The sequence below is a fragment of the Chroococcidiopsis sp. CCALA 051 genome (assembly GCF_003015105.1).
GTDB lineage: Bacteria > Cyanobacteriota > Cyanobacteriia > Cyanobacteriales > Chroococcidiopsidaceae > Chroococcidiopsis > Chroococcidiopsis thermalis.
The window spans coordinates 1-11,783 of the sequence record NZ_PYCI01000179.1; the positions used below are offsets into that span (position 1 = coordinate 1).

Genomic DNA, 11,783 nt, shown 5'->3' on the forward strand with positions numbered 1-11,783 from the left:
AGATGTGTATAAGAGACAGATATTGAGCTGATTGATAAACTTTGTAAAGATGTCAGTCAGTTAACTCTTAAATATGCATTAGCAGAAATTAACAATTTACTAGAAGCAAGACAAGAAAAAGCTAAGAACGATTTTAAGCTTTTGCCAATCTTTACAATGACTCTTGTTATTACTATTATTTATGTGTTAGGTATCCCTGTAGAATTTTTTGGTAATCCCTTACTTTATGGAGCGATCGCAGGAGTATCAGGAGTTGTAATTACTGCTAAACCAATAATTGAATTTACTGCGGAATCAGGATTACAATCAGGAATTTTTGCACTCAAGCGTAGTGTATTTTTACTAGAACAAGCGAAGAGCATATTAGAGAATATTGAAAAAGAAAATATTCAAAATATTAAAAGTTAAGCAAAATTGCTTAGTATGCTGAGAATCTTATTAACAAAAGTTTACAAATAGAGGTGTGGCAAAGCTCTCCTGCTACTTCAGTTGCAAAATGTTATAACAAAGACCGCGATCGCCTAGACAAATAGGCGGGTACACTTGGATTGTCATAAAGGGTTTAATTAAAATAAGCCAAAATAGATTGAAGAATAGCAAAATGCTAAAACTGCTACGAGTGAGGTAATGGACTAAACTGTGGAAGTACAACCGAACAGTGAAACTAGCCGCTATAACTTCACAATCTGCTGATGGCTGAGCCAATAATCGAACTCAAAGGTGTAAGTAAATCATTTGGTAGCAACCTGGTTTTAGATCGAGTCGATCTGACGATCTATAAGGGAGAAGCTTTAGCCATCATCGGTCCTTCCGGTACGGGAAAATCGACAATTCTCCGACTGATAGCAGGATTATTGGCTCCTGATGAGGGAGAAATTTACGTCAAAGGACAGATGCGAGAAGGCTTGATTGAAGATAAAGCAGACCCAATCGGGATTGGGATGGTGTTTCAACAAGCGGCTTTGTTTGACTCGCTGACGGTAGAAGAAAATGTCGGCTTTTTCTTGTACCAACACAGCCGCCTATCGCGCCAGCGGATTCGAGAATTAGTCAACCGTAGCTTAGAGATGGTGGGTTTACCAGGAATTGGCGATCGCTATCCGGCAGAGTTATCGGGAGGAATGCGCAAGCGGGTGAGTTTTGCCCGCGCGATTATTTCTAACCCCGACAACCCCAAAGATCGATCGGAGGTTTTACTCTATGACGAACCAACGGCGGGACTCGATCCAATTGCTTCGACTGTGATTGAAGATTTGATTCGTCAGTTGCAATGCTTGACAGGAGTTTGTAACACCTACGCGATCGTCACCCATCAAGACAGTACCATCCGCCGTACAGCCGATCGCATTATTTTTCTCTATCAAGGTAAATTGCAGTGGGAGGGAACGGTGGACGATATCAACAAGACAGATCATCCAATGGTGCGACAGTTTTTCAGTGGCAAAGTAGAAGGACCAATTCAGGTAATTGGTTAGTAGGGGTGCTACAGTGCGCCTGAGTCAGTGAATCGAGGAGAAAACGATGCGATCGCGTGCAGTTAGAGAAGGTTCGGTGGGTTTATTGTTGTTGCTAGGAATGGGAATATTTATTGCCATCTTTCTATGGATTAGAGGCTTAACTGTGGGTGAGAGAAGCTACAGCTTTACAGTTGAATTTCCCAGAGTCAACGGTTTACTAGAAGGAGCAGCGGTAAGATATCGAGGGGTAACAGTCGGTAGGATTGCCAGCATTCGTCCGCGAGTTAATGGAGTAGAAGTGACTGTAGAGGTTTCTCCAGCCAACGTTGTGATTGCCCGCGATGCAATCATCGAAGCTAACCAATCGGGGTTTTTGGGTGAAGTGAGCGTCGATATTACGCCTCAAAGAGAAGTTCCAACAGAACAAGTGACCGCTAGAGCGCTCGATCCCAAGTGCGATCGCGCTTTGATTGTCTGCAACGGTTCTCGTCTGACTGGTGAAATTGGCGTTAGCACTGACGAATTAATTCGCTTTACTACCCGCTTTGCTAGCGTCTACAGCAATCCAGAACTCTATGAAAATATTAATGCGGCGATCGAAAATACTTCGATTGTCGCCGCCGATGTGTCTCGACTCACGCGCGAACTTACGACATTAACCAAATCGACACGACAGCAGCTAGACAACCTTGCAGTTACAGCCGATCGAATTACAGCCACGACAAATAAAACCGCCAGTCAATTTGGAGCCACAGCCAACCAAGTTCGATTGACAGCAGAACAAGCAAACGATTTAATTGCTAATCTCAATCGTCTCGTCACTGAAAATCGCACTTCCCTCGTCGCTACTTTAGACAATCTCACCCAAACAAGCAAACAACTCCGTTCAAGCGTCGAAACTCTCACACCCACCGTTAACCGCGTTACCCAAGGACAGCTGATAGAAAATTTAGAAACTCTCACAGCCAATGCTGCTGAAGCTTCAACTAATTTACGCGATGCTTCTAAAGCGCTAAATAGTCCTAGTAATGTCTTGGCACTACAACAAACCTTAGATTCTGCGCGGGTAACATTTCAAAACGCCCAGAAAATTACCTCCGATTTGGACGAACTGACGGGAGATCCTTCATTTCGGGACAGCATTCGCGAACTCATCGAAGGCTTGAGTGGTTTAGTCTCTTCTACACAGCAGGTAGAACAGCAAGTTCAAGTTGCGAAGACGCTTGATTCTGTAGCAACCGCTAGCGGTGTGAGACAAGAAATGGCGGGAGTCGGAAGCAGAAAAGCAGAGACAACTGGGAGCAAAGGAGCAGAGGAGAATAACCAATTACCAATTACCAAACCACTAATTCCGAATTCTGAATTCCGAATTCCGAATTCTCCAACTCCCCAATGGTTGCTGAAACTTAAGGAAAGCGTAAAACAGGACAAGTAAAATCAAGGCTAATCAGCTCCAGTCTTCTTCGTCTCTAACTGCATTTTGGTAAATGGAGCTAGTAGCATGAATTTGACGGGTTTTTTCGTATAAAGTAGCTTCCGTTAAATTCCATCTCTGCATGACTGCGTTTAGGTCTGATTGGATGTCTCTAGCTCCAGGGAAGCCGCGATAACGAATTCGCAGTCGTGCTAGCTCTGCCAAATTGTAATCGCTGACGGGATCGGTTTGCAGGCGATCGACGATCGCGCGATCGCGTCTGTACAACGGATGTTGTTGGTCTTTGGTTTCTAAATTGGCACTCATAGAATAGACGCAATGTTTACGGGCTGTATTCCACCTCCAGCTATGATATTCGGAAAATGGTGGGTATTAACTGCGTGCATCGCCTGAATTCCCAAGTTGGCACGGTTCACCAGATCTGCTTCTGTCCCGATAACTCGACCGCTATTGTCGAGAATCGAGTGGTTGAAGTTAAAGCCATTTAAATTGAACGCTACGCTACAAATTCCCGCCGTGGCAAACCAGATTCCTATTGTAGGTAAGGCAGCTAGGAGAAAGTGAAAAGCGCGATGATTTCTACTAGCAAACCAAGGAACTAAAAGCCGTCCTAGAAAACCATAGTGTCCTGCCAAGTAGTGATAAGTCATCTGCGACTGACCTAATTTATATCCCGCATTGACAGATTCATGCTCCTGAGTTTGGCGGATGAGGGTAGAAGTTACCAAAGAACCGTGCAAAGCACTCAAAAGCGCGCCACCAAAAACTCCCGCTACCCCTAACATGTGGAAAGGATGCATGAGAATGTTGTGGTCTGCTTGGACTGCCAACATAAAATTGAACGTGCCAGCAATTCCCAAAGGGAGTCCATCGGCAAAGCTACCCTGACCGATGGGATAGACCAGCAATACTGCTGTGGCGGCGGCGGCTGGCGCAGAGAAAGCTACAGCAGTCCAAGGACGCATACCCAAGCGATAACTCACTTCCCACAGTCGTCCCAAGTAACACCATATGCCGATGAGAAAGTGGAGTACGATTAGTTGATAAGGACCGCCGTTATAAAGCCATTCATCCATAGATGCGGCTTCCCAGATCGGGTAAAAATGCAGCGCGATCGCCGCTGAAGTTGGTATGACTGCGGCTGTAATCAAATTATTGCCACCCATCAGCGAACCGATAACAGGCTCTCTAATGCCGTCTAAATCAACAGATGGGGCGATCGCAAAAGCAAGCATAAAACAAATGCTAGCTGTCAGTAAGGTGGGAATCATCAGTACGCCAAACCAACCAATGTAAATTCGATTGTCAGTACTTGTTACCCACTCGCAAAATCGATTCCATACTTTGGCAATTTCTAATTCCGGTCGCCGTTGAACAATCGTGTTCATAACGTCCTCCTAGCAAAACTCTATCTAAAGAGATAGATGCTATCCTCTGCCGCTGTTGACTGATTTAGATTCCTTGCGGATTAAGAAATGTTGATGCTGTAGTGCCAGCGACCTTCTACACGCGATCGCTGTTTTGGCATCCGAGCAAATTGATTTTCAAGATCGTACAACTTTATGAGTCAATTTTAGAAAAAATTTGCTGGCTGTTAGAATTTTAGTTAAATATCTTTAAACGGCTGTCAGAAAGGCAAAAAATAAAGAGAGCTGTAAATAGACTCAGATCGTGACTGAACCAAAACCAGGGACGCTATACGTAGTTGGAACGCCGATAGGTAATTTAGAAGATATCAGCTTTCGGGCAGTGCGGATCTTGCAGTCGGTAGATGCGATCGCGGCGGAGGATACTCGCCACACGGGGAAGTTATTGCACCATTTTCAAATTAAAACACCACAACTGAGTTATCACGAACACAACCGTAACAGCCGCATTCCCGAAATTATCGATCGGTTACAAACAGGTAAAGCGATCGCTTTAGTGACAGATGCCGGAATGCCGGGAATTTCCGATCCTGGGTATGAGTTAGTTCAAGCTTGCGTCGAGGCAGAGATAACCGTTGTCCCGATTCCTGGTGCGAGTGCTGTAATTACGGCTTTGAGTGCGGCGGGTTTACCAACGGATCGGTTTGTTTTTGAAGGCTTTTTGCCAGCTAAGGGCAAATTCAGACGCGATCGCTTAGAGTTTTTGCAGACAGAATCCCGCACGATAATTTTATACGAAGCTCCGCATCGTTTGCGTCAAACTTTACAAGATTTAGCCACGGTATTTGGGGCAGAAAGACAGATTGTGCTGGCGCGAGAACTGACAAAATTACACGAAGAATTTTGGCGAGGGCAAATTGAAGGGGCAATCGCCCATTATCAACAAAAAGAACCCCAAGGAGAATACACCCTAGTCGTAGCTGGCATGGAATGGGTGAAACCCCAGCTCTCGGAAGCAGAAATTCAGGCAGAATTGCAAAAATTGATTTTAGCGGGAGTATCGCGATCGCAGGCTAGCCGTCAGTTGGCAAAGGCGACTTCTCTATCGCGCCAGGAAATCTATCAATTGGCTTTAGCAATTCCGAATTTGCCCCTGTCCGCATCACCGATACCAGACATCCAGAATGAGTAAAGCCGCATCAAATATCGCACCTGCCTGTAGCTAGCTGGAGCTATTAGTCTAAACTAATCCTATGAGCGCTTCAAGCGCCAAAGCCGTTTCGCGAATCTTTGCCCCCCAATTTATCGGGGGGTTGGGGGGATCGAAAAAGCGTCAAAGCCGTTTCGCGAATCTTTGCCCCCCAATTTATCGGGGGGTTGGGGGATCGGTGTCGCAAAATCGAAACGATCTGTAGTCTCAAGTGTGAGGGGTTTGAAAAATTTATGATGTCCGTTTTCGCTGCCACAGTGACATGCACGGCATGGATAGTTGGATCTGTCCTCTGGGTAGAACTCGTGCGGGATGCGTATCACGTCTTATCGCATCGAGTCCCATTTTTATATCGGCAGCACGTCTGGCATCATCGCGTCTTTCGCCGAGACTTGACTTTTGCGAGTGCCGACATTTATTGCAAAGCACAGTGGCATAATGACTTGCCGGAATGCTTGGTGATGCTACTGCTTTCCTTCGGTGCGTGGTATCTCTGCTACTGGCAAACACCCACCTATCAGTGGGCAGCCTTGGCGGGAACTGCCTATACAATGATGTTTTTAGTCAGTTGTATCGCCCGTGGTAGTGGTAGCGAATGGGCAAGGGAAGCTACAGATTTAACTCATATGCCGGGTGCGTTTACTTCTCCTCCCGCACGCTGGTTTGTGAATCGTACCTATCACTGGCGACATCACTTTGATGATGACGATGCCTATTTCTGCGGTACTTTTACTTTGGTGGATCAGCTTATGGGTACAGCATTGGCACTGAAAGGAAAAACAATTGCCGTAACTGGTGCATCGGGAACGCTGGGGCGATCGCTATTATTACACCTCCACCAAGCAGGGGCAAAAGTCATTGCCCTGAGTTCTCAATCCGAACCCGTGACGCTAAGCGTTGACGGTAAAACCCTAGCAGTTAAAACTGTATCGTGGCAGGTAGGGCAAGAAGCCGAATTATCCCAGTTGTTAGAAAAAGTTGATATTTTAATCCTCAATCATGGCATTAACGTGCATGGCGAAAGAACACCTGATGCGATCGCCAAATCCTATGAAGTTAACACTTTCTCCTCTTGGCGACTGATGGAAATGTTTCTCGCCACAGTCCGTACTAACGAAGATATTGCCACAAAAGAAGTATGGATAAACACATCGGAAGCCGAAGTTAGTCCTGCTGTTAGCCCCTTATACGAGCTTTCCAAGCGAACTTTAGGCGATTTAATTACTTTACGGCGGTTAGACGCTCCTTGTGTCATCCGCAAGTTGATTTTGGGACCATTCAAAAGTAATTTAAATCCAATTGGAGTCATGAATAGCGATCGCGTCGCGAAACAAATTATTGCCCTAGCTCAGCGCGATGTCCGTAATATTATCGTGACAATCAACCCTTTAACTTACATCCTATTTCCGTTAAAAGAATTTTTTGTTTCGCTCTATTTTCGGTTATTTAGTCGTTCTGGTAATTTATCGCCATCAGGCGATCGCTCTGAGTCAGCAAAAATTAAAGTAGAGATCGAACGATAGAGCGAGAAATTTTAATCTGTGAATTCTTTGTCAATCGTGGAGCATCAGAAGGGAACCTGTCACCCTTCTGATGCTCCTTCTTACATTTATAGCAATCCTATTTGATTCATGAACGTGGAGCAGGCTTCTAGCCTGCTTTACAAATCATTTAGAACTGCTATATAAGCAGATGGCTCTGTTTAACGACTATCATTGAATTTTTTATCGCTGACAAACTCGTCACTTTTTTACCCCAAGTTTGTCACCTACTTGGATTTAATCTTGAATCAGTGTAAAGAACCTTTGATTGTATAGCGTGTCTATTTGAGTTGCGAACCAACGAGTGAGGATTGTCATTTGTCATTTGTCATTTTTGAAAGCACAATTAGCAGGTTACAGACAGATGGACGATATTTTCACAATTGGTTTAGACCCGCTATATACATCTAGATATTTTTTAGTGGTGATAGAGGCTCTGTCGATGAAATTGTTCTGACATCAAGAGCTAGAAAGGGGGTATTTCATGGCAGGCGGATAGCGTTTGAATACAGGATCGCGCTGTGAGATTTTGAGACTTGCCACTAGCTCAGTTGCACTACAAGTTAGGACTGATTACACCTGTAGAACTTCAAATTGCATTTGACCGAGAAAAATCAAAAACTTTGTATTTTTCATAAAACGATCGAGGAGATTTCTTCATGCGTCAGCTACTAGCTTCTGCAAGATATATCATGTTTCTGCCTGCATTATCTAATGTCTTAGCAGCATTGGTGTTGATGATTTATAGTGCGAAACAAACCTTGTTTATTATTCTTGAACTTTTGAGTAAAACTATCACGCTTGGAAAAGTCCCCAAAGTCACTCTTTTCAAAACTGCTATTAGCTTTATTGAGATAGTAGATATCATGCTTTTAGCTACTGTAATTTTGATCTGCGGTCTAGGCTTGTACGAGCTATTTATTGGTGGTTTAAAACTTCCAAATTGGTTGTCAATTCGCAATCTAGATGACCTCAAAGAAAAGCTAATTAAGTCAGTAATAGCTGTGATAGCCGTTCAGTTTCTTGTGGCAGTGGTACATAATGATAGCAATTTACTATCCTATGGTGCAGCAATATCTATGGTAACTGTTGCCTTGGCAATTTTTACTAATTTGTCGCATAGCGCCAAGAAAAAGCTTCAAGCTGAAGATGAAGTTTATAAGACAGAAAAAGTTATCAAACACATTTTACATAGGCATCAAGATTCAGCAGAGCAGCCGCAAAATATTACATCAATTCATCCACAATCCGATCGCCGTGCTAGTTAGGGTTGTATGGCAACAATTGCTCTCAGTAACCGTATAGCTCCTACAATTGCAAACTTGTAGAGGACGATCTACTAGTGAAAAATTTTGCACCCAGAACCCAATTTATTTGCGTATCTGGGTGCAACCTCTTTGTGAGGTAAGCGGAAGATAATTTTGTGGCACTCAAAGATGTGGTTTATTATAATAATGGTAAATAATACCATAATAGAAACAGCGAATGATAGCGGTTTTCAATTGGGTAAAATACGCGATCTGTAGGGGCGCACAGCTGTGCGCCCCTACCAATGTCACGCACGCAATCGAGAATTGCTATGAGACTAATGGTTTGAAACCCGCACAGGCGGGTTTTGCCTGTGTAGGCGCAAATTCTATTCGCCTAACTGCAATTCGTCCAAAGAACAAAACCCCATGAGTACAACCACTCAGTTACCAATTCCCCCTCACTTTGCACCAGAGAAAGTTGGCGAAGTCTGGCGCGTCCCTTACCAACAAAGGGCAGCAGCGGCGAGAGAGTGGGCAAAAAAATATCAAATTAAACCAGCATCAGCAGATAAAACTCAAGTTTGTTTGCTACTAATTGACGTACAAAATACTTTTTGCATTCCCAGTTTTGAATTATTTGTGGGTGGACAATCCGGTACTGGGGCAGTCGAAGATAATCGGAGACTGTGTGAATTTATTTATCGCAATTTAGGGGCGATTAGCGCGATCGCACCGACTCTAGATACTCACACGGCAATGCAGATTTTTCATCCAATCTTTTGGATTAACCAAGATGGAGAACATCCAACGCCATCTGCAACAAATATTACGCCTACAGATATCGAACAAGAAGTTTGGCAAGTTAATCCTGCTGTAGCGTATAGTTTGAAATTAGACTACAGTATGCTCCAAAAACACGCTTTACATTACGTCAATCAACTGAGTCAGCATGGCAAATATCCCCTCACGGTTTGGTCTTATCATTCCATATTAGGTGGCATCGGTCATGCTTTAGTTTCTGCGGTGGAAGAAGCGGTATTTTTCCATTGTATTGCCCGCGATAGTCAAACTCAATTTGAAATTAAAGGGAATAATCCATTAACAGAAAACTATTCCGTCTTGCGTCCCGAAGTTCTTGACGGTGCAGACGGCAAACCAATTGCTCAAAAGAATTCTCGGTTAATTCAACAACTATTAGAATTTGATGCTGTTATTATTGCAGGGCAAGCTAAAAGCCATTGTGTTGCTTGGACTGTAGATGATTTATTAACTGAAATTCAGCAAGTCGATCCGAGTCTGGCTAAGAAAGTTTATTTATTAGAAGATTGTACTTCTGCTGTTGTCGTGCCTGGTGTAGTTGACTACACCGAACAAGCAAACGCGGCTTTTCAAAGGTTTACCGATGCTGGAATGCAGATTGTGAAATCAACTCAACCTTTGGCGATCGCTAGTTAACCTAACTGAAGTATCGATCGAGGAGAAGCCTATTGTGCTGATTGGTTATAAATTCGATGCATATCCAGAAAAAAGAAATATTATCGACATAGTTCCCGATACTAAATACAAAAAAGTTCGCGATTTTTTTCTGTTGAAACAGAGGATTGCGAGTCAATTCAATCAGCTTGCTAACCGCGAGATATTTTCTCTGATTGACTCTTACAATCAATTTTACGATTTCGATTTGAATCGAGTTAGCCTTTTACATTTTTTCAATACAATCAGTTATGGTTCTACTCCCTGGATTACGACATTTGAAACATTTTTACCGAGATTGACTTGCTTGCTTTCATGTCCGAGCGATCGCAACTTAGAAATCGATTTTTCCGCTCTGAAAACTGAATCTAAAATGCATAAAGCTTTTCAAGCAATTTCTCGCGATGCTTGTCGGCAAATTATCGCTATGTCTGATTGCAATGCGAATATGCAAAGAAGGCTGCTAAAAGAATTTCCTGAATATCAAGAAAGCATAGAAAGCAAACTGATAGTTATGTATCCGCCACAAAGGGAGTTTGTTTCTAAATATGCAGATAAAAAATTGAGCCTGGATGAAACGATAAAATTTATATTTGTTGGTTCTTCTTTCTTTCGCAAAGGAGGGCAAGAAATTATGCAGACATTAAAAGCTTTAAAAGAGCGCTATAAATATAATCTTGAATTAACAGTGATTAGCTCTCTTAATATTGATAATTATGCTACTAAAGAGACGCTTGCTGATGTTGAACAAGTAAAGCATTCGCTCCAGCAATCTGACTGGATTAATTATTTTCCCCAATTACCCAATCACGAAGTTATTGAATTGATGAAAAAGGCGCATATCGGTTTATTACCGACTTACGCTGATACGTATGGCTACTCTGTTTTGGAATTTCAAGCAGCAGGGTGTCCTGTGATTACAACTAATGTCAGAGCTTTAACCGAAATCAATAATAATCATGTAGGATGGACGATCGCGGTTCCTAAAAATAGTTTAGGAGAAGCAATTTACACGACAAAAGAAGATAGAGACACCATCAGTAAATTGATTCGTGAAGGAATCGAGCAAGCAGTACATGAAATATTTGCTAATCGCGCGATAATCCTAGAGAAATCTCAGAACTCGATATCTAGAATTATCGAGCATCATTCCATCGATCGCTACGCAGCAAAGCTGAGAAACATCTACCTCGAAGCCATCGGCGCGGACAAAACTTGATTGAGCTTTCCACTCCGATAACCTTCTAGATCGAGCGTGACGTAAACAAATCCATAACTTTGAAATGCCGCAGTCAGCGCCACTAAATCTGTCTGGGCGACAAAATCTTTAATCAGATCTGGCATTAACTCAATTCTTGCCGTATCTCCCTCCGATCGCACCCTTAAATTTTGCCATCCCAACTTGCGTAGATAAATTTCTGCCCTTCCTACCCGCTGTAGCTTAGATACAGTAATCTCTTCGCCATAGGGAAAGCGGGAACTGAGACAGGGTTGGGCTGGTTTATCCCACCAAGACAAGCCTAGTTGTTGCGATAATTGCCGTACTTCGGCTTTTGTCACTCCTATTTCTGCCAGAGGCGATCGCACGCCGCGTTCTTTCGCCGCCTGAATCCCTGGGCGATAATCGCGTAAATCGTCAGCATTCACCCCATCGACAATATAAGGATATCCCCATTCCTTTGCCAAGGGTTTGAGCGTATCGTGTAACTCGCTTTTACAGAAATAGCAGCGATTCACGGGATTGGCAGTGTAATTTGGATTATCCATTTCATGCGTTTGAATAATTTTATGGACAATTCCAATTTGCGCTGCTTGAACTTGAGCATCTTCCAATTCTTCTGGCAACAAAGAAGGAGAAACAGCCGTAACTGCGATCGCGCGATCGCCCAAAACATCAGTAGCAATCTTAGCGACTAAAGTGCTATCCACACCCCCAGAATAGGCAATCAACGCCCGTTCCATCTGAGCAAACAAAGCCTTTAACTGCTCTAGTTTTTGTAACATTAGTCTGAATCTGCGATCGGCTCATCCCTATTGTAAGGTTATAGAC

12 protein-coding genes are annotated in these 11,783 nt (G+C 43.3%); 9 read left to right on the plus strand and 3 right to left on the minus strand.

Features of this window, described 5'->3' with window-relative positions:
- The first annotated feature begins 156 nt into the window (after positions 1-156).
- The 3 genes from C7Y66_RS27780 (at position 157) to C7Y66_RS27790 (ending at position 2,892) form a co-directional block, all read left to right on the plus strand.
- On the plus strand, positions 157-408 hold the full coding sequence (locus C7Y66_RS27780; protein WP_106548052.1) for a hypothetical protein: 252 nt from the start codon (positions 157-159) through the stop codon (positions 406-408).
- 284 nt (positions 409-692) lie between these two features.
- Positions 693-1,475, plus strand: coding sequence for an ABC transporter ATP-binding protein (locus C7Y66_RS27785; RefSeq protein ID WP_015152764.1), 783 nt, complete (start codon positions 693-695; stop codon positions 1,473-1,475).
- Positions 1,476-1,521: 46 nt separating this feature from the next.
- Complete coding sequence (locus tag C7Y66_RS27790; RefSeq protein ID WP_106548053.1) at positions 1,522-2,892, plus strand: MlaD family protein; 1,371 nt, start codon at positions 1,522-1,524, stop codon at positions 2,890-2,892.
- Positions 2,893-2,904: 12 nt separating this feature from the next.
- Here the strand turns inward: C7Y66_RS27790 and C7Y66_RS27795 are convergent, their stop codons facing one another.
- On the minus strand, positions 2,905-3,198 hold the full coding sequence (locus tag C7Y66_RS27795; protein ID WP_015152762.1) for a DUF3288 family protein: 294 nt from the start codon (positions 3,196-3,198) through the stop codon (positions 2,905-2,907).
- Positions 3,195-4,280, minus strand: a complete 1,086-nt coding sequence (locus tag C7Y66_RS27800; protein ID WP_106548054.1) for a Photosystem Q(B) protein 1 — start codon at positions 4,278-4,280, stop codon at positions 3,195-3,197. Before C7Y66_RS27800 ends, C7Y66_RS27795 begins: the two co-directional genes overlap by 4 nt.
- A gap of 280 nt (positions 4,281-4,560) precedes the next feature.
- Between C7Y66_RS27800 and rsmI the strand changes: the two genes are divergently transcribed.
- The 6 genes from rsmI (at position 4,561) to C7Y66_RS27830 (ending at position 10,952) form a co-directional block, all read left to right on the plus strand.
- Entirely contained in the window at positions 4,561-5,451 is an 891-nt protein-coding gene (gene rsmI, locus C7Y66_RS27805) for a 16S rRNA (cytidine(1402)-2'-O)-methyltransferase (RefSeq protein ID WP_106548055.1), read from the plus strand.
- Positions 5,452-5,702: 251 nt separating this feature from the next.
- Positions 5,703-6,992: a bifunctional sterol desaturase/short chain dehydrogenase gene (locus C7Y66_RS27810; protein WP_106548060.1), complete on the plus strand. Its 1,290-nt coding sequence runs from the start codon at positions 5,703-5,705 to the stop codon at positions 6,990-6,992.
- A gap of 677 nt (positions 6,993-7,669) precedes the next feature.
- The gene (locus C7Y66_RS27815; RefSeq protein ID WP_106548056.1) at positions 7,670-8,278 is read left to right on the plus strand and encodes a YqhA family protein; all 609 of its coding nucleotides are present in this window, start codon (positions 7,670-7,672) and stop codon (positions 8,276-8,278) included.
- 217 nt (positions 8,279-8,495) lie between these two features.
- A complete protein-coding gene (locus tag C7Y66_RS27820; protein ID WP_106170934.1) occupies positions 8,496-8,690 on the plus strand; it encodes a hypothetical protein in 195 nt (64 codons plus the stop codon).
- On the plus strand, positions 8,687-9,715 hold the full coding sequence (locus C7Y66_RS27825; protein WP_106548057.1) for an isochorismatase: 1,029 nt from the start codon (positions 8,687-8,689) through the stop codon (positions 9,713-9,715). Before C7Y66_RS27820 ends, C7Y66_RS27825 begins: the two co-directional genes overlap by 4 nt.
- Positions 9,716-9,749: 34 nt before the next feature.
- On the plus strand, positions 9,750-10,952 hold the full coding sequence (locus C7Y66_RS27830; RefSeq protein ID WP_106548058.1) for a glycosyltransferase family 4 protein: 1,203 nt from the start codon (positions 9,750-9,752) through the stop codon (positions 10,950-10,952).
- Here the strand turns inward: C7Y66_RS27830 and larE are convergent.
- Complete coding sequence (gene larE / locus C7Y66_RS27835) at positions 10,919-11,737, minus strand: ATP-dependent sacrificial sulfur transferase LarE (RefSeq protein WP_106548059.1); 819 nt, start codon at positions 11,735-11,737, stop codon at positions 10,919-10,921. The genes C7Y66_RS27830 and larE overlap by 34 nt on opposite strands.
- Positions 11,738-11,783: the final 46 nt, after the last annotated feature.